Origin of the sequence: Bradyrhizobium guangxiense (assembly GCF_004114915.1) — a bacterium.
Lineage (GTDB): Bacteria > Pseudomonadota > Alphaproteobacteria > Rhizobiales > Xanthobacteraceae > Bradyrhizobium > Bradyrhizobium guangxiense.
In genome coordinates, this window is record NZ_CP022219.1 from 1,850,962 (window position 1) to 1,874,660 (window position 23,699).

General features: G+C 65.3%; 19 protein-coding genes. 8 read left to right on the forward strand and 11 right to left on the reverse strand.

The features are described 5' to 3' along the window. Positions 1-120: 120 nt before the first annotated feature. From X268_RS08720 to hpaH, 6 genes are all read right to left on the reverse strand, one after another. Positions 121-1,749, reverse strand: a complete 1,629-nt coding sequence (locus X268_RS08720; protein ID WP_128924554.1) for a thiamine pyrophosphate-dependent enzyme — start codon at positions 1,747-1,749, stop codon at positions 121-123. 27 nt (positions 1,750-1,776) lie between these two features. Further along, complete coding sequence (locus tag X268_RS08725) at positions 1,777-2,646, reverse strand: fumarylacetoacetate hydrolase family protein (RefSeq protein WP_128924555.1); 870 nt, start codon at positions 2,644-2,646, stop codon at positions 1,777-1,779. Next, positions 2,646-3,629 (reverse strand): 3,4-dihydroxyphenylacetate 2,3-dioxygenase, encoded by a 984-nt coding sequence (gene hpaD, locus X268_RS08730; RefSeq protein ID WP_128924556.1) that lies wholly within the window; start codon positions 3,627-3,629, stop codon positions 2,646-2,648. Before hpaD ends, X268_RS08725 begins: the two co-directional genes overlap by 1 nt. 134 nt (positions 3,630-3,763) lie before the next feature. Next, on the reverse strand, positions 3,764-5,302 hold the full coding sequence (hpaE, locus tag X268_RS08735) for a 5-carboxymethyl-2-hydroxymuconate semialdehyde dehydrogenase (RefSeq protein WP_128924557.1): 1,539 nt from the start codon (positions 5,300-5,302) through the stop codon (positions 3,764-3,766). Then, positions 5,295-5,693: a 5-carboxymethyl-2-hydroxymuconate Delta-isomerase gene (locus X268_RS08740; RefSeq protein ID WP_128924558.1), complete on the reverse strand. Its 399-nt coding sequence runs from the start codon at positions 5,691-5,693 to the stop codon at positions 5,295-5,297. Before X268_RS08740 ends, hpaE begins: the two co-directional genes overlap by 8 nt. Before the next feature lie 30 nt (positions 5,694-5,723). After that, on the reverse strand, positions 5,724-6,530 hold the full coding sequence (hpaH, locus tag X268_RS08745) for a 2-oxo-hept-4-ene-1,7-dioate hydratase (protein WP_128924559.1): 807 nt from the start codon (positions 6,528-6,530) through the stop codon (positions 5,724-5,726). A gap of 110 nt (positions 6,531-6,640) precedes the next feature. Here hpaH and hpaR point away from each other — a divergent pair, with 110 nt between their 5' ends. From hpaR to X268_RS08785, 8 genes are all read left to right on the forward strand, one after another. Then, on the forward strand, positions 6,641-7,159 hold the full coding sequence (gene hpaR, locus X268_RS08750) for a homoprotocatechuate degradation operon regulator HpaR (protein ID WP_128924560.1): 519 nt from the start codon (positions 6,641-6,643) through the stop codon (positions 7,157-7,159). A gap of 235 nt (positions 7,160-7,394) precedes the next feature. Beyond that, positions 7,395-8,171 (forward strand): HpcH/HpaI aldolase family protein, encoded by a 777-nt coding sequence (locus tag X268_RS08755; RefSeq protein ID WP_124160740.1) that lies wholly within the window; start codon positions 7,395-7,397, stop codon positions 8,169-8,171. A 96-nt stretch (positions 8,172-8,267) separates the two neighbouring features. Beyond that, positions 8,268-9,791: a UxaA family hydrolase gene (locus X268_RS08760; RefSeq protein ID WP_128924562.1), complete on the forward strand. Its 1,524-nt coding sequence runs from the start codon at positions 8,268-8,270 to the stop codon at positions 9,789-9,791. A gap of 234 nt (positions 9,792-10,025) precedes the next feature. Then, positions 10,026-10,544, forward strand: a complete 519-nt coding sequence (locus tag X268_RS08765) for a PAS domain-containing protein (protein WP_128924563.1) — start codon at positions 10,026-10,028, stop codon at positions 10,542-10,544. Then, the gene (locus tag X268_RS08770; protein ID WP_164937617.1) at positions 10,522-11,826 is read left to right on the forward strand and encodes a methyl-accepting chemotaxis protein; all 1,305 of its coding nucleotides are present in this window, start codon (positions 10,522-10,524) and stop codon (positions 11,824-11,826) included. Before X268_RS08765 ends, X268_RS08770 begins: the two co-directional genes overlap by 23 nt. 309 nt (positions 11,827-12,135) lie before the next feature. Beyond that, a complete protein-coding gene (locus X268_RS08775; protein ID WP_128924565.1) occupies positions 12,136-15,405 on the forward strand; it encodes a transglutaminase family protein in 3,270 nt (1,089 codons plus the stop codon). A gap of 27 nt (positions 15,406-15,432) precedes the next feature. Further along, positions 15,433-17,958: a circularly permuted type 2 ATP-grasp protein gene (locus X268_RS08780; protein WP_128924566.1), complete on the forward strand. Its 2,526-nt coding sequence runs from the start codon at positions 15,433-15,435 to the stop codon at positions 17,956-17,958. Continuing rightward, positions 17,955-18,833, forward strand: a complete 879-nt coding sequence (locus tag X268_RS08785; protein WP_128924567.1) for a transglutaminase family protein — start codon at positions 17,955-17,957, stop codon at positions 18,831-18,833. Before X268_RS08780 ends, X268_RS08785 begins: the two co-directional genes overlap by 4 nt. A 130-nt stretch (positions 18,834-18,963) precedes the next feature. Here X268_RS08785 and X268_RS08790 read toward each other — a convergent pair whose 3' ends face one another. The 5 genes from X268_RS08790 to X268_RS08810 all read right to left on the reverse strand — a co-directional run bounded on the left by X268_RS08790 (position 18,964) and on the right by X268_RS08810 (position 23,696). Further along, positions 18,964-19,503 (reverse strand): GrpB family protein, encoded by a 540-nt coding sequence (locus X268_RS08790; protein ID WP_128924568.1) that lies wholly within the window; start codon positions 19,501-19,503, stop codon positions 18,964-18,966. Between the two features lie 226 nt (positions 19,504-19,729). Beyond that, positions 19,730-20,554 (reverse strand): phosphodiesterase, encoded by an 825-nt coding sequence (locus X268_RS08795; RefSeq protein WP_128924569.1) that lies wholly within the window; start codon positions 20,552-20,554, stop codon positions 19,730-19,732. A 67-nt stretch (positions 20,555-20,621) separates the two neighbouring features. Further along, positions 20,622-21,902: an ABC transporter substrate-binding protein gene (locus X268_RS08800; RefSeq protein WP_128924570.1), complete on the reverse strand. Its 1,281-nt coding sequence runs from the start codon at positions 21,900-21,902 to the stop codon at positions 20,622-20,624. A gap of 28 nt (positions 21,903-21,930) precedes the next feature. Further along, a complete protein-coding gene (locus X268_RS08805) occupies positions 21,931-22,767 on the reverse strand; it encodes a carbohydrate ABC transporter permease (RefSeq protein WP_128924571.1) in 837 nt (278 codons plus the stop codon). Next, positions 22,764-23,696 (reverse strand): carbohydrate ABC transporter permease, encoded by a 933-nt coding sequence (locus X268_RS08810; protein ID WP_430648402.1) that lies wholly within the window; start codon positions 23,694-23,696, stop codon positions 22,764-22,766. Before X268_RS08810 ends, X268_RS08805 begins: the two co-directional genes overlap by 4 nt. Positions 23,697-23,699: the final 3 nt, after the last annotated feature.

Sequence of the window (23,699 nt, forward strand, 5' to 3'; positions counted from 1 at the left end):
TATCTCCTCATCCTGAGGAGCGCGCCACTTGGTGCGCGTCTCGAAGGATGAAGGCCAAGCTGTATCAGCAGGGCCTTTCATGGTTCGAGACGGCGCTGGCGCGCCTCCTCACCATGAGGATCAAGGCTTCGGCGGGGGAATGAACGCCCACGGGCTCACTTCCGAGTCTCGCGTCACCTCGACCGAGATCAGATATGGCCCGCCATGGCCGAGCGCCTTCTCCAGTACGGCCCTGAACTGTTCCGGCGCGGTGACGCGCGCAGCCGCGACGCCAAATGACTCCGCGAGCTTGACGAAATCCGGATTGACGAGATCGGACGCCACCACGCGGCCGTCGAAACGTTCGCGCTGGTCGCGGCGGACATTGCCGTAGGCGTTGTTGTTGAACACCAGCGTCACCACGCCGATGTTGAACTGCACGGCGGTGGAGAGCTCCTGCACGCCGAACATGAAGCCACCGTCGCCGGTGATCGCCACTACCGGCTTGTCAGGGGTGGCGACCTTGGCCCCGAGCGCGGTCGGGAAGCCCGAACCGAGCGTGCCTTGATAGCCCGAGGTGATGAAGGTGCGCGGCTGGTAGACCGGAAAGCCGTACCAGGAGGCGAAGCCGACCTGCGACAATTCATCGGTCACGATCGCATTCGCCGGCAGCACCTCGCGCAGGATGTCGAGATAGGCCATCTGCGGCTGAATGCGCTGGATCTCCGCTTGCGTGGTCGCGGTCGCCTCCCGGATCTGCTCGCGCCGGCCGCGGCCCTTGGTATAGCCGGCCTTCTTCACGGCCGCGATGAGATCGGCCGTCCCGGCCCTGGCATCGGCGACGATGGCGGTGTCGACGACAAGCCGGCGCATCTCGGTCGGGTCGATGTCGATGCGAATGGATTTCAGCCCCTTCGGCTGATAGGGCCAGCGGAAGCCGGATGCCGGCAGCTCGGCGCGGGTGCCGATTGCGATCATCAAATCGGTCGTCGGCCACAGCTTGTAGGCGGCGGCCATGGTCAGGCCGAGCTCATGCGCGTTGGAGACGATGCCACGGCCGCTGCGGAAGGCAACGACGGGCGCGTCGATCATCTCGGCGAGCTCGAGGATCTCCTCGCCGGCCTCGATCGCGCCGCTGCCGACGAAGATCATCGGCGCCTTGCTGGCCTTGATCAGTGCCGCCGCCTGCTTCACGAGGTCAGGGTCGGGTTGCGGAACGGGCAGGGGCTCCAGCACCCGGGCAGCGGCGGTGTCGGCACGCTGGGTGAAGATGTCCCAGGGCATCTCGACCGAGGCCGGGCCGCGCCGGCCGGACATCATCTCCTGGAAGGCGCGCGCCACGACCGTCGGCGCATTGCCGGGATACTCGATCCGGTCCGCCCATTTCACATAGGTGCGCAAGGTCGCAAGCTGGTCCGGCATCTCGTGCAGATGGCCGCGGCCCTTGCCCAGAAACTGCGTCGGCACCTGGCCGGTGACGCACAGCACCGGCTCGTTGCAGCCGAAGGCGGTGAGCAGCGCCGCGCTGGCATTGAGCACCCCGGGGCCGGGCACCACGCTGAACACGCCGGGCCTGCCGCTGGAGCGCGCATAGCCGAACGCCATGTAGCCGCAGGCCTGCTCGTGCCGTGCGCCGATCACCTTCAGCTGGGCCTGGTGGAAGGCGTCGAACAAGCCGTAGACCTGCGCGCCCGGCAGGCCGAACACGGTGTCGACGCCGTGAGCAACAAGCCCGCTTACGATCGCTTCGCCGCCGGTGAGGGTGGTCATGTTTGACTATTCCACTTCGATGATTGTTCAGGCTTCGTCGACGACACCGTTGCGCAAGCGTCCGATCCCCTCGGCCTCGACCTCGACGACATCGCCGGGCTTCAGGTAGCGCGGCGGATCGAACCGGGCGCCCGCGCCGGTCGGCGTGCCCGTGACGATGATATCGCCCGGGACCAGCGTTGCGAAGGTCGAGATATAGTTCAAGAGATAGCGGAACGGGAACATCAGCCGGCTGGTGCGATCGTCCTGCCTGAGCTCGCCGTTGACATGCGTGGTCAGCCTGATGTCGGCGATCTGCGATTCCCGGATGTAGGGCCCCAGCCACGGGCCGAGGCTGCCGCTGGAATCGAAGTTCTTGCCCTGCGTGACGTTGAACTTGGCGTGGCGCAGCCAGTCGCGCACCGAGCCTTCGTTGCACAGCGTGAGCGCGGCGATGTGGTCGAGCGCGCTGCTTTCGGGGATGTGCCGGCCCTGCTTGCCGATCACGAGCACGATCTCGCCCTCATAGTCGAGCTGAGCGGACGCGCGCGGACGCACCAGCGGCGTGTCGTGGCCGACAAAGGAGCGGGGCGAGCGCATGAACATGCTCGGATATTTCGGCGCGTCCTGGCCGTCCTTGTATTCGGCATTGCGGTCGGGATAGTTGACGCCGATGCAGATGATCTTTTCCGGCGCCGGTACCGGCGGCAACCAGGTGATGTCGGCGAGCGCATGATCCGGCTTGCGGCCGGCGGCCTCTTCGGCAAAGCCGACGAGCTTGCCCGCAGCGATCACCTCGCGCAGCGTGGGATAGTCTCTTGCGTGACGCGCGGAGAGATCGACGATGCCGCCCTCCAGGACGGCGCCATAGCTGACATCACCCTTGACGGAATAGGTGGCGAGACGAGGCAGCTTCATCAGTCGGCCACCAGCACGTCGGCCACGAATTTCGGCTCGCGCACGGCCTGCCCCGTGAACGGCGAGCCCTGCTCGAACCATGAACGCGGCGCCGGCGCGCCCCAGAGCGTCTGACGGCGCGGATCGCGCAGCGACCAGCGCAGGGGCTCGTGGTCGTGATCCCCGGTGAAATAGTCGCTGGTGTAGAGCTCGAGGCGGTGCCCGTCGGGATCGCGGACATAGAGGAAGAACGCATTCGAGATGCCGTGCCGTCCCGGGCCGCGCTCGATGTTCTTCACAAAGCCCTGCGAGGCCATGACGTCGCAGAGATGGATGATGTTCATCGCCGTCGGCGTCCAATAGGCGAAATGGTGCAGCCGCGGGCCCTTGCCATTGGTGATGGCGAAGTCGTGGACATTGCCCTTGCGATGCATCCAGGCCGCCGCGATGCGGCCGTTCGGTCCGTCCTCCTCGGCATATTCGGTGAGGCGGAAGCCGAGCCGGGCATAGAAGTCGACTGTGTCCTGCCCCTCGGCGGCGAAGACGTTGAAATGATCGAGCCGCTGCGGATGGCAGCCCCTGTAGAGGTCATAGCGGCGCAAAAGATGCGGCCGACGGTCCATCGCGGCATAGAGCTCGATCTGGAAACCGAAGGGATCGGTGAATTGCAGGGTGCGGCCCTGGAACGGCTGATCGACGAAGGCGTAGGAAAGGCCGTTCTCGGACAGGAACGCGGCGGCCTTGTCGAGATCCTTGTCGTTGCCGACCTTGAAGCCGAGCCGGGCGCAAGCCGGCACCGCGGCCTTGCGCAGCACCAGCGAGTGATGCTGGTGCTCTTCGGCGGCGCGTAGGTAAACGACCTTGTCGTCGGCATCCTCGACATGCAGGCCGATGGTGGTCTCGTAGAACTCGCGGCTCAGCTTCAGGTCAGTCACGTCGAGCACGACGTGACTGGAACGGATGATGTTGAACGGCGGCTCGAAGACGTGTAGCGGTACGGGCATTGGCGTTTCCCCTCGGTCGGCTTCGTCATTCCGGGGCGTGCGAAGCACGAACCCGGAATCCATTTATCCACGAACTCTGCTGCATGATGGATTCCGGGTTCGGCTCTGCGAGCCGCCCCGGAATGACACTGCCGCTAAATTCCCAGCTTCTGAATCTTGTGCGTGCCCCGCGCCAGCGAGACGTGCTTGGTTTCCATGTAGAAGTCGAACGAATAGTCGCCGCCGTCGCGGCCGATGCCGCTCGCTTTCATGCCGCCGAACGGCGTCGGCAGATGGCGAACGTTTTCCGAGTTCAGCCAGATCATGCCGGCTTCCAGCGCATCCGCAACGCGCAGCGCGCGTCCCATGTCGTTGGTCCAGACATAACCGGTCAGGCCATAGCGGATGTCGTTGGCGATCTCGATTGCGTCGCTCTCGTCCTTGAACGGCAGCACGGTGAGGAAGGGGCCGAACACCTCCTCCTGCGCAATGCGCATCTTGCCATGCGCGCCGGTGACCAGCGTCGGCTCGATGTAATGTCCGCCGCCCGGGCCGTCATGGGCTGTGCCGCCGACCGCGATGGTCGCGCCGTCCTGGCGCGCGACGTCGAAATAGGAGCAGACCTTCTCCAGATGCCGCTCGTGGATCAGCGGCCCGATCTCGGTGGCGGGATCGAGGGGATGGCCGACCTTCAGCGACTTCACGCGTGCAGTCAGCTTCTCCACGAATTTTTCCGCGATGCTCTGCTGGATCAGCAGGCGACTGGAAGACGTGCAGCGCTCGCCGTTGAGCGAGTAGATCATGAACACGACGGCGTCGAGCGCGCGGTCGAGATCGGCGTCGTCGAACACGATCACCGGGTTCTTGCCGCCGAGCTCGAAATGCACGCGCTTCAAGGTCGGCGCGCCTTGTTTCATGATGGCCGAACCGGTCGCGCTCTCGCCGACGAAGCCGATCGCCTTGATCGCGGGATGCTCGGTCAGCGCCTTGCCGGCCTCCTCGCCGAAGCCGTGGACCGTGTTGAGCACGCCGTCGGGAATGCCCGCCTGCTTGGCCAGCTTCGACAGGATATCCGCGGTGACCGGCGACCATTCGGCCGGCTTGTGCACAACGGTGCAGCCGGCGGCGAGGGCAGGGGCGATCTTCCAGGTCGAGAGCATGAACGGCGTGTTCCACGGCGTGATCACGCCGACGGGACCGATCGGTACGCGGGTCGAGATGTTCCAGTGCTCCTCGCTCGGCGTGTTGAGGCCGTCGCGGGCCTCAGCGCATTTGTCGGCGAAGAAGCGGAAATTCTCGGCCGCGCGGATCGCGGCCTTGGCCATGAAGCGATAGGCCTGGCCGGTGTCGATGCATTCGAGCACCGCGATGTCCTCGGCATTGTCCTCGATGGCGTCGGCGACGCGATGCAGCAGCTTCTTCCGCATCGCCGGACCCATGTCGCGCCAGGATCTGAAGGCCAGCGCAGCGGCCGTTGCGGCGCGGTCGATATCCTCGGCGGTGCCACGCGCAACGCTCGCAAGCCTCGTGCCGTCGACCGGCGATTTCGTCTCGAACGCCTCGCCGGAGATCGAGGCAACGGTCTTGCCGTCGATCATGTGACCGATGCCGTCGCCACGCAGCTTCTTCAACAGCGGCGCGACGCGGTCCCTGTTGGCCTGGAACACATCGGCTTTCGGGGTGGGCTTATCCATGGGCAGCTTCCGCTTTCAGGGCGTCGTGGATGTTGTTGCGCTTCCAGCTCGTGTCCTTGTCGTTGATCTGCATGTCGAACGACAAAGCGAATTTGCTGGCGGCAAAGACGGGATCGAGATGGTGGGAGAGTGCCTGGAAGACATGCTCGCCGGCCTGCTGGCGCGTCTTGAGGTCGCGGCCCTCGCCGATGCGCAGCACCATGTCGAGAAAGCCGTAGTCGTAGCGCGCATCCGCAATTGCATAATGCTCGCAGCGGATGGCGCGGACGCGGATGCCGCCGAGCGGGAAAATGCCGGTCTCGACCGCCGCCTTGCGCACGATTTCGCAGACCAGGGCCATGTCGAGGCGGCTGTCGAGGTTGGCGGAATATTCGATGGTGAAATGCGGCATCGCGGTTTCACTCCCTGTCTTTTTGTCGTCTTAAGCGAAATAGCAGCTGACCGAGCCGTAGGCGCCATAATCGGCCTGAATTGTGTCGCCCTTGCGGGTCTCGATCGGACGGATGAAGGAGCCGGCGAGCACGACCTGTCCGGGCTCGAGCGCAAGACCGAGGGGTGCGATCTTGTTGGCGAGCCAGGCAACCGCGGTGGCCGGATGATTGAGCACGCCGGCGGCAAGGCCGGTCTCCTCGAGCTGGCCGTTCTTAAAGCACAGCGCGCCGATCCAGCGCAGGTCCGCATCCAGCGGGCGGATCGGCCGGCCGCCAAGCACGATGCCGGCATTCGCGGCATTGTCGGCGATGGTGTCGAAAATCTTCCGCGTTGCCTTCGTGTCGGGATCGACGCGCTCGACCCTGGTGTCGAGAATCTCAAGTGCCGGCACCACGAAGTCGGTGGCGTTGAGCACGTCGAACATCGTGCAATCGGGCCCCGCGAGCCGCTTGCTCATGACGAAGGCGAGTTCGGCCTCGACGCGCGTCGCGATGAAGCGCCCGGTCGGAATGATCCCGCCATCGGCAAAGAACATGTCGTCGAGCAGCACGCCGGAATCCGGTTCGTCGATGTTGAGCGCGCTCTGCATCGCCTTCGAGGTGAGGCCGATCTTGTGGCCTTTGACGATGCGCCCCTCCGCGATCTTGACATCGACCCAAGCCTTCTGGATCGCGTAGGCGTCAGTGATGGTGATCCCAGGGAAATCCTGCGAGAGCTGCCGGATCTGCGTGCGGGTCTTCTCCGCCTGGTGCAGACGCCTCGCGCAAGCTTGGATATCGTCGTTGGAAAGCGCCATTTGTGATCTTACAAAGTGGGGTGCCGGGCGATACTTAACATGTTAAATGAATGCGTCAAACTCAATTCGGCTTGCTGCACTGCAAACGTTCCGCGGCTTGAAAGGGCGCCATGGTGAAGAAACCGGCTGATCCAGCCAACGGAAGCGCGCCCGCCGCGCGGCAGGTGCCGATGCGCGACTTCTCGCGCTCGCTGCCGATGTCGCTGCTGCGCGCCCGCGAAGCGGTGATGCGTCAGTTCCGGCCCTCGCTGCGCGAGCACGGCTTGACCGAGCAGCAATGGCGAATCCTGCGCGCGCTGGCGGCGATCGAGGCGGCCGAGGTCACGGAACTGGCGCGGACCGCGTTCCTGCTCGGGCCGAGCCTGTCGCGCATCCTGCGCGATCTCGAGGCGCGCCATCTGATCGAACGCAGGACCGCGAAGGCGGACCAGCGCCGCAGCATGGTCTCGATCTCGAAAGAGGGTGTGAAGCTGATGGCCTCGGTGGCGCCGACGTCGGAGGCGATCTACGCCGAGATCACGCGACGCTTCGGCGCGCGCAAGCTTGCCGAGTTGCAGGAGATGCTCGGCGAGCTCGAACACAGCCTCGCGGGCCTCGGGGCGGCGGATGAGGCAAGTGCCGGGGAGTGAAACCAGATATGCGCGTCCGGGCGCCGCAAGCCATGGACATGCATGCGCATTTTCGCGCAAATTGCGGCCCGGTCTGGCGGCCGGTCGGGCGCCGATTCCCGGCCAGAAGGCGGCCGCATAGGCGTTGCGTCATTGCGAGCGTAGCGCGGCGGCCCGGTTCGCGGTAACAGCGGGGCGTGCTGTCGCGGCGCTCGTCATGGTGACGAAGGTTCAAACAACAAAGAAGGAAGGCAACGTGGCGAACAAGGTCAAGGAAATCTGGAAGTCGGGCAAGGCGGTGGTCAACGCGTGGCTTGCTATACCCTCCGGCTTCTCGGCCGAGATGGTCGCGCAATGCGGCTTCGACAGCGTCACCGTCGACATGCAGCACGGCGTGCAGGACTATCTGTCGATGGTGCAGTGCTTCCAGGCCATGGATAAGCATCCGGTGACCCCGATGGTCCGCGTGCCCTGGAACGAGCCGGGCATCATCGGCAAGGTGCTCGACGGCGGCGCCTACGGCGTGATCTGCCCGATGGTCAACACGCCGCAGGAAGCCCGGAACCTGGTCTCCTATTCGAAATATCCACCGAAGGGCGTGCGCTCCAACGGACCGATCCGCGCCGGCATGTACGGCACCGCGGGCTCGTACCAGAAGACCGCCAACGATGAGATCGTGCTGCTGCCGATGATGGAGACGAGGACGGCGGTCGAGAACATGGAAGCGATCCTCGACGTCGAGGGCATCGACGGCGTCTATATCGGACCGTCCGATCTCGGCTTCTCCTACGGCCTCGAGCCCAAGCTCGACCGCAGCGAGCCCGAGATCCTCGCGATCTACGAGAAGATCATCAAGGAGTGCGGCAAGCGCGGCCTCAATCCGGGCATCCATTGCAGCGGCGCCGAGGGCGCGGCGCGCGCCATCAACATGGGCTTCAAGTTGGTGACGCTGTCGAACGAGGTCGGCCTGATGACCACCTACGCCAAGATGCAGGTCAACGCGACCCGCAAGGATTCGGGCGGCAAGGCCTGATCTCTCGCGAATGGCGAATGGGGAGTAGCGAATAGGCTACTCCCTTTTTCCATTCGCTATTCACCATTCGCTACTCGCCTCCGAAGGAGACTTCCCATGACCGTCAGCCCCGTCATCCGCCTCCATCCCGATGATGGCGTGCTGATCGCGCGCGCCAGCCTGCCGCCGGGCACCATGGTGGCCGACGGCGTGACCACGGTCGAGCGCATTCCCTCCGGCCACAAAGTCGCGATCAAGCCGATTGCGGTGGGTGAGCCGATCAAGCGCTACGGCCAGATCATCGGCTTTGCCACCCAGGCCATCGCGCCGGGCCAGCACGTGCACGTGCAGAATTGCGGCATGGGCGATTTTGCCAAGGACTACGCCTATTGCGTCGACGTCAAGCCGACGCCGAACTTCGACCTGCCGGCGTCCTTCGAAGGCATCCGTCGCCCGGACGGCCGCGTTGCGACGCGTAACTATATCGGCATCCTTACCTCGGTGAATTGCAGCGCGCATGTCGCAAGCCTCGTCGCCGACGTCTTCAAGAAGAATCCCTTCACCGGCGACAATCCGCTCGCCGACTTTCCCAATGTCGACGGCGTGGTCGCGCTCACCCACAAGCCCGGCTGCGGCATGACGCAGAAGGAGCCGCTGGCGCTGCTCCGCCGCACCCTCGGCGGCTATGCGCGGCACGTCAACTTCTCGCACGTCATCGTGCTCGGCCTCGGCTGCGAGGTGAACCAGATCGGCGGCCTGATGGAAGAGCAGAAGCTCGCCGGCCGCCTGCGCGCGATGGACATCCAGGAGGTCGGCGGCACCCGCAAGACGGTGGAAGCCGGCATCGCCTTCGTGCGCGAGGCGCTGGCGGATTCCAACAAAGTGAAGCGCGAAACGGTACCGGCGAGCGAGCTCACGGTGGCCCTGCAATGTGGCGGCTCGGACGGCTATTCGGGCGTGTCCGCCAATCCTGCGCTCGGCGCTGCCAGCGATCTCATCGTGCGTCACGGCGGCACCGTGATCCTGTCCGAGACGCCGGAGACCTATGGCGCCGAGCATCTCCTGACGCGCCGCGCCGTCAGCCGCGAGGTCGGCGAGAAGCTGGTCGAGCTGATGCGCTGGTGGGACGAATACACGACGCGCGAAGGCGCCGAGATGAACGCCAATCCGAGCCCCGGCAACAAGGCGGGCGGCCTCACCACCATTCTGGAGAAGTCGCTCGGCGCGATGGCCAAGGCCGGCACCACCAATCTCGTCGAGGTGCTGCGCTATGCCGAGCCCATCACCAAGAAGGGTTTCGTCTTCATGGACACGCCCGGCTACGATCCGGTCGCCGCGACCGGGCAGGTCGCAGGCGGTGCCAATCTGGTCTGCTTCACAACCGGCCGCGGCAGCGTGTTCGGCTGCAAGCCGGCACCCTCGATCAAGCTCGCCACCAACACGCCCATGTACAAGCGTATGGAAGAGGACATGGACGTCAATTGCGGCACCATCCTCGAAGGCGAGGAGAGCGTCGAACAGTGCGGCCAGCGCATCTTCGATCTCATCCTGAAGACCGCCTCTGGCCAGCCGACCAAGAGCGAGAGCTTCGATTTCGGCGGCGCCGAGTTCGCGCCCTGGGTGCTGGGCGCGACGATGTAGTCGCGCCGGGCGCGCGGTCGCAATCGCCACCCAGTCGCAATTGAATTGAATCAAGTGATCAGCGACGCGTGTGGTTGCACGGGATGCAACGACCGCTCGCTAAGTAATGATACGGAGGCGCGCGTCTCGCCTTGGGGACCCTCGGCTTACATCTGGTTAACACTGTTGCCCTAGACAGGAGGCGATGCGGCTCCACAGCGTAGTGGGGCCGGCCTGTGTTCAAGGATCGAGCCGATGCAAGCGATACGTCCCACTGGGGTGGAAAATCTCCTCGGTGAGGAGGAGCTGATCGTATCGAAGACCGATCTCAAAGGCCGCATCACCTACGCCAATGACGTGTTTCTCCGCATGGCAAAATATCCCTGGAAGGAGCTGATGGGCGCGCCCCACAGCCTGATCCGCCATCCGGACATGCCGCGCTGCGTCTTCAAGCTGCTGTGGGACACGCTCCAGGCCAAGCAGGAAATCTTCGCCTACGTCGTCAATCTCGCTGCCGACGGCAGTCATTATTGGGTGTTCGCCCACGTCACCCCGACGCTCGACGATGGCGGTAACATCATCGGCTATCATTCCAATCGGCGCAGGCCGGATCCGGCGCCGGTCGAGAAAATCAAACCGATCTACAAGGCGCTCTGCGCGGAAGAGCCCCGCCACGTCAATGCCAAGGATGGCATGCGTGCGAGCTTCGACATGATGGTCGGTCTGCTCAAGCAAAACGGTGTCGCTTACGATGAATTTGTGCTCTCTCTCTAAGGCGCAGGGAGCGACTGCCGTCGCGTGTCTTCTCGCCGCCGTCGCATTCGTCGCCTCGCTGCTCGGCTGGAGCGGACTCATCGGTACAGTACTGCTCGGCGCGGCGATCCCGGTGCTCGGCTACGCCCTCTGGTGCCAGCATCGCACGGCAGCGGCCGTCGATGAGGTCACTGACGTCTGCCGCAAGGCGGCGCGCGGCGATCTCGAGGCGCGGATCCTGAGCGAGCGTCAGGCCGGGCGGATCGGCGCCATCCAGAAGTCGGTCAACGACATGCTCGACATCACTGATGCCTTCGTGCGCGAAGCTTCGGCCTCGATGGACTATGCCAGCCGCGGCAAGTATTTCCGCAAGATCCTCGCGCGCGGATTGCCCGGCTCGTTCCGCCGCTCGGCCACCGTCATCAACGCGGGCACCGACAGCCTCGGCCGCCGCGTGGTCGAGATCGCCGGCCTTGCAAAGCAGTTTGGCACGCATCTCGACGAGGTTGCCGGCAGCCTGATGAGCGCCGCGACAGATCTGGAATCCGACGCCGGCCAGATGGCGGCCGCGGCGGAGACGACCAACCGCCAGACCTCCGGCATGCGCAGCGCCTCCCAGCAGGCTTCGAGCAACGTTGCGACGGTGGCGAGCGCGGCAGAACAGCTCGCATCCTCGATCGCCGAGATCAGCCGCCAAGTGGCCGGCTCGACCGCGAGCACCGGTCGCGCCGTCGACGAAGCCAACCGCGCCGGCAGCGAAATTCGTGTCCTCGCGGAGGCCGCGATGCGGATCGGCGACGTCGTCAAGCTGATCAGCGAGATCGCCTCGCAGACCAACCTGCTGGCGCTCAACGCCACGATCGAGGCGGCGCGGGCAGGCGAGGCCGGCCGCGGCTTTGCGGTCGTGGCCTCCGAGGTCAAGAGCCTCGCCAACCAGACCGCGAAGGCGACCGAGGAGATCAGCGCCAAGGTCGGTGAGATGCAGCAGTCGACCACCAATTCGGTCGCAGCGGTCGAAGCGATCGCGCAGACCATCGCCGAGATCGACGGCATCACCGCGAGCATTGCGGCCTCCATCGAGCAGCAGGGATCTGCGACGCGCGAGATCGCCCGCAACGTTCACGAAGCCTCCGCCGGCACCTCGCAGGTCTCCTCCAACGTGTCAGGCATCAGCGAAGCCGCCGCCGATACGGGCCGCGTCGCCGCCCGCGTCAACAGCGCCTCCGAGCGCGTTCACGGCGAAGTCGAGACGCTCCGCCGCGAGGTGACGCAATTTTTGCAGCGGCTGACGTCGGCGGCGTAAGGCTTTTCGGCAAGAGGACGTGCTCTCTTTCCCTCTCCCTTGTGGAAGAGGGCATCTCGCCGCAAAGCGGCGAGACGGGTGAGGGGTTCTATCCCCACGAACGGCCTTGCGAGCGGAGAATATCCCTCATCCGGCGCTTCGCGCCACCTTCCCCCACACGGGAGAAGGGGAGGCGCTGCCGGTGTACCGAATAGCGCCCCACGAACACTCGCCCCGCACCTTACCTAGGCACGCTCTGCCCGTTGTTAGTGCTTGATCACGCTGACATCAGGTGTTCTGCTCAAAAAAGCTGCTGGAGCACCGCACCCCGTGTCGATCTACGTCGCATTGCATCACGTCACGCACTACAAATACGACCGCCCGATCGATCTCGGTCCGCAGACCATCCGCCTGCGTCCGGCGCCGCATACGCGCACGCCGATCCTGAGCTATTCGCTCAAGGTCTCACCAGCCAACCATTTCGTGAACTGGCAGCAGGATCCGCAAGGCAACTGGCTCGCCCGCTATGTCTTTCCGGAGAAGACCACCGAGCTGAAATTCGAGGTCGACTTCACGGCGCAGATGACCACGGTCAATCCGTTCGACTTCTTCGTCGAGCCCTATGCCGACAGCTTTCCGTTCGAGTATCCCAAGGATCTCAAGACTGAGCTGGCGCCGTATCTCGAGACCATCAAGCCCGATCCCGAATTCGCAAAGTATCTAGCCTCGATCCCGCGCGAGGCGCCGAACACGGTCAATTTCCTGGTCGACCTCAATCGCGCGCTGCAGCAGAAGATCCGCTACATCATCCGCATGGAGCCCGGCGTGCAGACGCCGGAGGAGACGCTCACCTCCTGCGCCGGCTCGTGCCGCGACTCGGCCTGGCTCCTGATCCAGACCTTCCGCCATCTCGGCCTCGCGGCCCGCTTCGTTTCCGGCTATCTGATTCAGATCCGCCCCGACATTGATCCGATTGAAGGGCCGCCGGAGGTCGAGAACGATTTCACCGATCTCCACGCGTGGGCCGAGGTCTATCTGCCGGGCGCGGGCTGGATCGGCTTTGACGCAACCTCGGGCATGCTGGCAGGCGAGGGGCATATCCCCGTGGCGGCGACGCCGCATTACCGCTCGGCGGCGCCGATCTCCGGAGGCGCCGGCTTCGCCGAGGTCGAGTTCGCCTTCGACATGAGCGTGAAGCGTATCCGCGAAGCGCCGCGCATCACAAAACCGTTCTCCGACGAGTCCTGGGCCCGGCTGAACGATCTCGGCGAGCAGGTCGACGGCGATCTCGCGAGCGCGGACGTGCGGCTCACCATGGGCGGCGAGCCCACCTTTGTCTCGGTCGACGATCTCGAGGCGGCGGAGTGGAATACGGAAGCCGTCGGCCCGACCAAGCGCGCGCTTGGCGACGATCTGATCCGCCGCCTGCGCAATCGATTTGCGCCCGGCGGCCTGCTGCATTACGGCCAGGGCAAATGGTATCCGGGCGAGAGCCTGCCGCGCTGGGCCTTTGGTCTCTACTGGCGCAAGGACGGCGTGCCGATCTGGAAGAACGCCGACCTCATTGCAAAAATCGAAAATCCCAGGCGCGCCCAGACCGAGGACGCCGAGGATTTCATGGAGGGCACGGCGGCGCGGCTCGGGCTCGATCCCGGCTACATCATTCCGGCCTATGAGGACACGGTTTACTGGCTTCAGAAAGAGGCGGAGCTTCCGATCAACGTCGATCCTTCCAACTCGCAATTGTCCGATCCCGAGGCACGCGCGCGCATGGCGCGGGTGTTCAACCAGGGCCTCCGCGCGCCGCGCGGCTTCGTGCTGCCGGTGCAGCGCTGGAACGCGCCGCCGCGCTGGCGCAGTGAGCGCTGGCAGCTCCGGCGCGGCCACCTGTTCCTCTCGCCGGGCGATTCACCGCTCGGCCTGCGTCTGCCGCTCGGCTCGCTCGGCTATGTCCCGCCCAATCAGTATCCCTACATCGTCGAGCAGGATCCCCTGGAGGCGCGCGGCAAGCTGCCGGTGTTCACGCTCCCGGAGCGTCCGAAAGCGCCGCCGCGGGTCGCGCCCGAACAGCTCAACACATCCGTCCCGGTGCGCACGGCGCTGTCGATGGAAGTGCGCGACGGCGTCATCTGCGCTTTCATGCCGCCGGTCGAGCGCATCGAGGATTATCTCGAGCTGATTGCAGCGATCGAGGCCACCGCCGACGAGATGCAGCTCCAGGTCCATGTCGAAGGCTACGCGCCGCCCTTCGATCCGCGCATCGAGGTCATCAAGGTCACGCCCGATCCCGGGGTCATCGAGGTCAACATCCAGCCGGCGCAGAGCTGGCGCGATGCGGTCGAGATCACCTCGGGCCTCTATGAGGACGCGGCCAAGGTTCGTCTCGGCGCCAACCGCTTCCTGGTCGACGGCCGCCACACCGGGACCGGCGGCGGCAACCACGTCGTGGTCGGCGGCTCGAGCCCGCAGGACTCGCCGTTCCTGCGCCGGCCCGATCTGTTGAAGAGTCTGGTCCTGTACTGGCAGCGGCATCCCTCGCTGTCCTATTTCTTCTCCGGCCTGTTCATCGGCCCGACCAGCCAGGCGCCACGCATCGACGAAGCCCGTCACGACAGCATCTACGAGCTCGAGATCGCGCTCTCGCATGTGCCGCCGCCGGGCTACCAGACGCCGCTGTGGCTGGTCGACCGTCTGTTCCGGCATCTGCTCGTCGACATCACCGGCAACACTCATCGCGCCGAGATCTGCATCGACAAGCTCTATTCGCCGGAAGGCCCCACGGGCCGGCTCGGCCTCGTCGAATTCCGCGCGCTCGAAATGCCGCCGGACCCGCGCATGTCGCTGGCGCAGCAGCTTTTGATCCGCGCACTGATCGCGAAGATGTGGCGCGAGCCGCAAGCCGGCAAGTTCGTGCGCTGGGGCACCGCGCTGCACGACCGCTTCATGCTGCCGCACTTCATCTGGGAAGATTTTCTCGATGTGCTCGGCGAGCTCAAGCAGTTCGGCTATCCGTTCGAGCCGGAATGGTATCTGGCCCAGCTCGAATTCCGCTTCCCCGCCTTCGGCCGCATCCATCATGGCGGCGTGACGCTGGAGCTGCGCCAGGCGCTGGAGCCCTGGCACGTGCTGGGCGAGGAGGGTTCGGCCGGCGGCACGGTGCGCTACGTCGATTCGTCGGTCGAGCGGCTCCAGGTCAAGGCGGAGGGCTTTGTCGAGGGCCGCCACATCGTCACCTGCAACGGCCGCCGCCTGCCGATGACCTCGACCGGCCGCTCGGCCGAGGCGGTGGCCGGCGTCCGGTTCAAGGCCTGGCAGCCGGCCTCCGGCCTGCACCCGACGATCCCTGTTCACGCGCCCCTGACCTTCGACCTGATCGACAGCTGGAACGGCCGCTCGCTGGGCGGCTGCGTCTACCATGTCGCCCATCCCGGTGGGCGCAACTACGACACCAAGCCGGTCAACACCTATGAGGCCGAGGCCCGGCGGCTTGCGCGCTTCCAGGACCATGGCCACACGCCGGGGCCGGTCCAGCCGCCGCCTGAGGAACGCACAAATGAGTTTCCGCTGACCCTCGACTTGCGGACCCCGCTCCTGCAATGAGTATGATGCTGGGGCAGGGAGAGGCGCATGGCCGAGGGCGCGGCGGAAGAGGACGATAAGGCAGAGAGGGCGCAAGGTCAGCGTGAAGGCCAGCGCCGCTTCGCGCAATGGGTCCGCGACTACAGCCGCCTGCCTGATATCCCTGACGAGTTCTTAGGCGCCGACGGTGCCCCGCGCGCGGTCTGGAGCCGCTTCTTCGAAGCCTTCGGCGCGCTGGCGCCCGACGAGATCGAGCGGCGATTCGGCATGGCCGACCGCCACCTGCGTGAGGCCGGCGTCACCTACCGTGCCCCCGGCGACAGCGCCGACCGGCCCTGGTCGATCAGCCACCTGCCGCTTCTGATCGACGAGGCTGACTGGCGGCAGCTTTCCGCGGGCATCACCCAGCGCGCCGAGCTGCTCGAGCGCGTGCTGCGCGACATTTATGGCGAGGGCCGGCTGGTGGCCGAGGGTGCGCTGCCGGCGGCCGCGATCGCCGGCAGTCCCGAATATCTCCGTCCCGTCTGCGGCGTGCCGCCACCGGGCGGGCGCTATCTCTCGATCTATGCCGCCGATGTCGGCCGCGGCCCTGACGGCCGCTGGTGGGTGCTCGGCGACCGCACCCAGGCGCCATCGGGCGCGGGCTACGCGCTGGAGAATCGCCTCGTGCTCTCGCGCGCCTTCTCCGACCTCTACAAGTCCATGAACGTGCCGCGCGTGGCGCCGTTCTTCGAGGCTTTCCGCGACTCCTTGCGCGCGCGCGCCGACCGCGACGAGCCGCGCATCGGCGTGCTCACGCCCGGCAGCTTCAGCGAGACCTATTTCGAGCATGCGACGCTGGCGCGCTATCTCGGCTTCCTCTTGGTCGAGGGCGACGATCTCGCCGTCAGCGACAACCGCGTCCATATCCGCACCGTCGCCGGCCTCAAGCGGCTCGATGTGCTGCTGCGCCGGGTCGATTCCAACTCGCTCGATCCGCTCGAGCTCGATGCGTCCTCGCATCTCGGCGTGCCCGGTCTGATCGACGTGCTGCGCAAGGACGGCGTCGTCGTCGCCAACATGCCGGGCTCCGGCGTCCTGGAGGCGCGGGCGCTGCTCGGCTTCCTGCCGGCGCTGAGCCGCCGCCTGCTCGGCGAAGAGCTGAAGATGCCGCATATCGCGACCTGGTGGTGCGGCCAGCGCGGCGCGCGCGAGGAAGTGCTGGCGCGGCTCGACGAGGTCGCGATCGAAGGCGCTTACCAGCGCGGCGTGCCCGGTTTCGACTCGAGCGGTCCGGTGCTCGCCAGCGAGCTGGATGCGAGCGACCGCCAGCGCCTGGTCGACGCCATCGCCGCGCGCGGCATGGACTATGTCGGGCAGGAGGTGGTGCGGCTCTCGACCATGCCGGTGTGGGAGCGGGGCCAGATCACGCCGCGTCCGTTCGTGCTGCGAGTGTTCGCCGCGGCGACGCCCGACGGCTGGGCCATCATGCCCGGCGGCTTCTGCCGCATCGCCGAGCAGCCGGACGCGCGCGCGGTGTCGATGGGCGACGGTGCCCGTGCCGCCGACGTCTGGGTGGTGTCCGACAAGCAGGTCTCGACCGTGACCTTGCTGCCGGCGACCGACAAGGTGCGCATACGCCGCATCGCCGGCGTGTTGCCAAGCCGCGCAGCCGACAATCTGTTCTGGCTCGGCCGTTATCTCGAACGCGCCGAGGCGACGCTGCGGCTGGTGCGCGCGCTTGGCTCGCCGAGCGGACCCAACAAGGGCACCGCGGCCTCGCTGCAATCGGCCGAACGTATCCAGCGCCTGTTGGTGGCCTGGGGCGCGGTCTCGCAGACCTCGCGCGCCGCCCCCGGCCGCATCGTGGCCGAAGCGCTGCAGAGCGAGGCGCGTTTCGGCTCGGCCCTGTCGCTGGTGCGCGCGGCGCAGCGCACGGCGACATCCCTGCGCGAGCGGCTGTCGCCCGATGCCTGGCAGGTCATCACCGAGATGGCCGAGCGCCTCGCCTACGAGGTCGAGGACGACGACAGCGTGCTGAGCGCTGCCGAGCTAACCTTGCAGGAGCTCGCGAGCTTCGCGGGGCTGGCGCAGGAGAACATGAACCGCGCCGCCGGCTGGCGCTTCCTCGACATCGGCCGCCGCGTCGAGCGCGCCATCAACACCACGCGCTTCACGCGCCAGTTCGCCTATGACGAGGCCGGTGACGAGGATCTCGACATCCTGTTGACGCTGGTGGATTGCCAGATCACCTACCGCTCGCGTTATCTGCTGGCGCCGATCCTGGCGCCGGTGCGGGACCTTGCCGTGCTCGATGGCTACAATCCGCGCTCGGTGGCGTTCCAGGTGACGACGCTGAACGAGCACATTGCCGCGCTGCCGAGCCTGAAGGAGCACGGCCTGATCGAGAAGCCTCAGCGGCTTGCAGTGGCGATGCAGGCGATGCTTGCAACGGCAGAAGCCGAGAAGCTCGAGGTCAAGACGCTGTTCGCATTGGAGCAGGACCTGCTCAACCTCGCCGAGGCGATCGGGCAGCACTACTTCCCGCATGGCCCCAATGCCGCCAGGCCGGAAAAGCTGACGGGGCTGGCGTGATCTACGACATCCGTCACGTCACCACCTACGAATACGAAAATCCGGTCAGCTTCGCCCGCTGCACGCTGCGGCTCGAGCCGCGGAGCGGCAGCGGCCAGGAGCTGCTCTCGCACAGTGTCGAGATCCGCCCGCGCCCTGCCGAGCGCAATGTGCGGCGCGACTTCTTCGGCACGCTGACCGAGAGCGTGGTGATCGAAGCCGCGCATCGAACCTTGCGCATCGACTCGCGTTCGCGCGTCTCTGTGTCGCGCCAGCCGCCGGCGCGCGATGCATCCAGTCCGCCCTGGGAAAGCATCCGCGACATCGCCTTCGAGGCGACGAGCCTCGGGCCGGCCTCGCCGGTCGGCTACGTCTTCGCGAGCCCGCTGGTGCCGGTGCTGCGTCCCGTCAGCGCCTATGCGGCTTCGAGCTTTGCACCCGGCGCGGGCATCCTCGAAGGTGCGGTCGACCTCATGCGTCGTATCCGCAACCAGTTCCGCTACGACCCGAAGGCGACGGTGATCTCGACGCCGCTGGCTGAGGTCTTCGACAATCGTCACGGGGTCTGCCAGGATTTTGCCCATGTGATGATCGCAGGGCTGCGCGGGATCGGTCTGCCTGCAGCCTATGTCAGCGGCTATTTGCGCACCATTCCACCGCCGGGCCAGCCGCGCCTGCAAGGCGCCGATGCCACCCACGCCTGGGTGTCGCTGTGGTGCGGGGCGGAGCTCGGCTGGGTCGATTTCGATCCGACCAACGATCTTCTGGTCGCGAACGACCACATCGTGCTTGGGGTGGGGCGCGACTTTTCCGACGTCTCGCCGATCGATGGCATCATCGTCGGCTCGCCCAAGCAGAAGCTCGGCGTCGCCGTCGACGTGCTGCTGGTGGAGTAGGGCGTGTCCTCATAAGGGTCGGCTTTCCTACGCAAAGGGGAAGTCTGCCATCTGGAATGTGATCGGCAGGTGTGACCCAAAGCTGACCTCCGAGCGGCTCCTAGAGATAGCGCGGGCTCGGCGTAGTTCCTCACTGCCTCACTGAAGCCGAGAGGGCTTTATCCGTCACTTCCCGAACGAACCGATGCTTTGCGTTGCGGAAGCCCTCGATGTTCTCGCCAAATTCAGCGGCGAGCGACTTCTTCAAGTGGCCGTACGCGCTTGCGATCTCCGGGTATAGGCGCAAATAGTCGCGAAAAAGCAGGAAGTCTCTCCAGCGTGGATTGGACTGCTCCATGACGTGAAGATGGTGTGTCCAAGGTCCTGGTATTCCCTTTCGAAGGAATAGTTCACCGGGTAACCATGCCTCGTACTCGGGGATGTAGCTATATCCCAGTTGAACGAGCGGCTTCAAAAGCGTGCATCTCGCTTGTGACAAGCTTGGGACGCCGACCAAGATGTCGATAATCGGCTTCGCCGCTAAGCCCGGGACTGATGTACTGCCCATGTGTTCGATCTTGGGCGTCGGACCGATCACAGGTTGCAAGCGAATACGCTCCTCCTCGAAAAGAACCGGCCAGTTCGGATCGTAATCGCGCACTTCGATGGCGCCCCCTCCGTACCTCTCCATGCCATCCCCAATGCAAAGATCTCTCAATCGACATGGCTAGACAGACAAGAGCCCAATGTATGTGATCCTGGTCACTGCATGGCCCTCAGTCCGGTGATATGCAGTTCAGCTTCTCGCCCATCTTCAACCTAGGGTGAGGGACGCCAACGTGCCGCCATAGAGGTGGAGCGGATCCTGCAGCGCGGCTTTATGGTTACGCGCCCTGGAAACGGTCGCCGCTCGCCCCTTACCGGATCATGGTCTCGCGATCCCAGGCCTGATAGTCAGGCGAACCTTCGATGCGGATCGGGCCATCGTAGCCGTATTCCACCATGTGCACGGTCACATAGTCCTCGCCAAAGAAGACCACGCCATAGGATTGCGGCAGGTCGGACGCGCTCAGCAGCCTGGTCTCGGAGAACAGTGGAAAGCTCGCATGATTGGTGCCGCGCAGCGACGAGACGGGAACGCCTGCGACCGAACCGGCCAGAGGCAGGTGACAATGACCGAAGAAGACGTGACGGATCTTTGAACGGTTGCGGCCAACCAGGTGCCGGAACGCAGCGTCGTCCAACAGGCGGATCTGGTCGAAGGGCGCGAGATGCACCGGCATGGGGTTGTGATGCATGAAGAGCAGGAACGGCCCGTCATGCTCGGCAAGCCGCGCCTCGAGCCAGCCGAGGCGATCGTCGCAATAGCGGCCGGCATGCGTTTCCGGATGCGCGGTGTCGAGGAACAGGCAGCGGCCGGCGGCCGTATCGTGCACGCCCTGAACAAAGCCGTTCTCGTCGGCGAGATCGGGGAACACGCTCAGGAAGGCGGCACGCCGGTCATGGTTGCCGATGCACAGCCGGACCGGCAGCGGGAATACGTCGAGGCACTGCTTGAGCCATTGATAGTCGGCGGCATCGCCCCAGTCCGAGAGGTCGCCCGTGATCACCATCAACTCGGCGTCATGATGATCCTTGAAGGCATGTGCAAGCGCGCGCTCGAAATTGGCGCGCGGATCGCGGCCACCGATGGTCGAGCCGGGCGCCGTCAGGTGAATGTCGCTCAGGTGAAGCAGCTTCATCGTTCCCTCCGTTTCTTGCGGCACGGGGCGCCGGTCGCGCCCCGTGCTTCGGCAGATGTTGTGATGCTCAGCGCGCGGCGCCGGTGGTCTTTGGCAGCAGCTTCTGCACATCCGACGTCATGTCGGCGAGGACGGCTTCGGGCTCCCTCGCGCGGGCGCCCGAGATGATCGAGTTGAGGTGGTCCTTGATCACGTCGGTGATCTTCAGGCCGTTGTCGCCGGGGAAGGCGTACCACTTCGTGAGCAGGGCGAGCTGGCTGACGGCGGTATAGTTGTTGGGGTTCTTGACGTAAAAGTCCTTCAGATAGACCTCGTTGGCGACCTTGTTGGGCGGCATGTAGCCGGTGGTTTCCGCCATGATCGCAGCGCCCTTGGGGCCGGTCCAGAACTTCACCGCTTCCCAGCCCGCATCGCGCTTGGCCTTGTCCTTGGCAAGGATCAGCACGACGTTGCCGCCGGCCGGCAGCCTGCCGTTCGGGGCGGCGACGTCCGGGAACGGAATCGTCTTCAACGCGAACTTGCCGCCGGTCATCTGCGTGACCTTGTTGAGGTCCGAGGTCGAGGTGACGTGAAAGCCGGTCTTGCCGGCCGCGAACGCCGCGCGCATCGATGGTTGGTCGAGGTTGGGCATGCCGCCCTCGTTGACGAGCCGCGCGATCATGTTGATGGCGAACTTGCCTTCCGCGCCGTCGAAGGCGACCTTGGTCTCGTCGGCGTTGAGCATGGTGCCGCCGCGCGCGAAGACCGGGGCTTGCCACAGCCAGTTGCCGGTGATGTCCCAGGCATAGGTGACGCCATTGGTGTCGTTGCCGAGCGCCTTGATCTTCTTGGCGAGCGTGAGCAGCTCGTCCCAGCTCTTCGGCAGGTTGTTCACGTCGCCGCCGGCCTGCTTCACCAGGTCGAGATTGACGTAGACGATCGGCAGCGAGATCGCGAAGGGAAGGGCGTAGACTTTGCCGCTGGCGGTGCCGATGTCGTACATCGCCTGGTGGAAGCCCTGCTTGTCGAAATCCTTTTCCGCCGCGATGTAGCCGTCGAGCGCGGCCGGGATGTTCTTGTCGACCAGTACGCGGATGCGGTTCAAGCCCTGGAAGGACACGTCCGGCATCTGATTGGTGACGGCTTCGCGCAGCACCTTCTGGGTGCCGTCTTCGTAGGATTCGTAAGGCGCCCGCATGGTGACCTTGATCTCCGGGTGCACCTTGGCGAATTCCTCGGCAATGCGCTTGTGCGTCTCGGTGAACAGCTCCGGATAGGGATACTGCATCACGATCTCGGTCTGGGTCTGCGCGAGCGCAGAGCCGGCCACAAGCGACAGAGCCGCCGCGGCGATGATTGACTTCAGCATGAATAACTCCCTGTTTGAGGTGACGCGGTTACTTGATCCCGGTGAGGGTGATGCCCTCGATGAAGCGGCGCTGGGCAAAGAGGAAAGCGATGACGAGCGGGGCGATGATCACCATCGCCGCGGCCATCAGCGGGCCGTAGCTGGTGCCGGCCTCGTTGTTGCGGAAATGGGCGACGGCCAGCGGCGGCGTACGCAATTGCTCGCTGTTGAGCACGATCAGCGGCCAGAAATAGTCGTTCCAATGCGCCACCACGGAGAAGATGCCGAAGGCGGTGACTGCCGGAATCGCGGCCGGCAGCATCACCCGCCAGACGATGCCGAATTCGGAGATGCCGTCCATGCGGGCGGCATCGACGAGATCGTCCGGCACGGTCTTGAAGAACTGGCGCATCAGGAAGATGCCGAACACCGAGATCGTGAAGGGCAGGACCAGCGCGGCATAGCTGTCGAGCAGGCCGATCTTGTGCAGCAGCAGGAAGACCGGAATCGCGGTCGCCTGCGGCGGGATCAGGATCCCGAACAGGACCAGGGCAAACAGCGTCTCGCGGCCGAGGAAGCGAAGTTTCGCGAGCGCATAGGCGGCCGGCAGCGCCACCATCACCTGCAGCACGAAGATCGAGACCGTGACGATGACGCCATTGAGCAGGAAGCGCAGGAGGTTGGCCTTGGCGAAGGCCTCGCGCAGATTCTCCACCAGCGCGAACTGATGCGGGATCAGGTGCAGCTCGCTGGAAAAGACCTCGGTCTGCGGCTTGGACGCGGTCGAGATCATCCAGATGAACGGCGCGAGCATGAGCGCGGCACCCGCGATCAGGAGCACGTGGCGGAGGATCGCGCGGAACGGGATGGGATGCGCGTTGCTCATGTGTAGTGCACGCCGCGATCGGCGAGCCTCGATTTGATCAGGGTGAGCGCGAGAACGAAGACCAGGAAGACGACGGTGATTGCCGCGGCGTAGCCCGAGCGGAAGAACTCGAACCCTTCCGTGTACATGGTGTGGATCAGGACCTCGGTGGATTTGGACGGGCCGCCCTTGGTCAGGACATGCACGGTATCGAACACCTGGAAGGAGCGGATGCCGGAGATGACGACGACGAAGGTCGTGACCGGCCCGAGCATCGGCCAGGTCACGAGGCAGAAGCGGGCCCAGCCGCTCGATGCGCCGTCAATCTCGGCCGCTTCGTAGAGCTGCTTGGGGATGGAGACGAGGCCGGCAAGAAACAGCACCATGTTGAAGCCGACGGCCTGCCAGATGCCGATTGCGCACAGCGCGTAGAGGGCGGTGTTGCGGTCCTGCAGCCAGGCGAAGGCCGGCAGGCCCGCGCCGCGCAACAGCCCGTTCACCAGGCCGAATTGCGGATGCAGCATGAATTCCCACACCACCGCCATCGCGATCAGGGTCGCCATCACGGGCAGAAAATAGATCGTCCGATAGAGGCTGCGCAGGCTGGTGCCGCTCTGGATCAGCAGCGCGATCGCAAGGCCTGCGATCACCGCGCCGGGCACCACGATCACGACATAGGTCAGCGTGTTGCGCAGCGCGGTCCAGAACACCTTGTCGGCGAACAGGTCCTGGTAGTTGGCGAGCCCGATCCAGGAGAAATGCGGCGCGCCGAGCTGATAATCGGTGAAGGAGAGGGCGATCACGCCGGCGAGCGGACCAAGCAGCATGACCAGCATGAGCGCGGCGGCGGGCGTCACCAGGGCGTAAGCGGAGTACGTGCGCCGGGTGCGATGAGCCGGCAACGCCCGCCTCGCGGCGCCGGTCGGGCCGATCGCCGCATCAATGGTCATGGA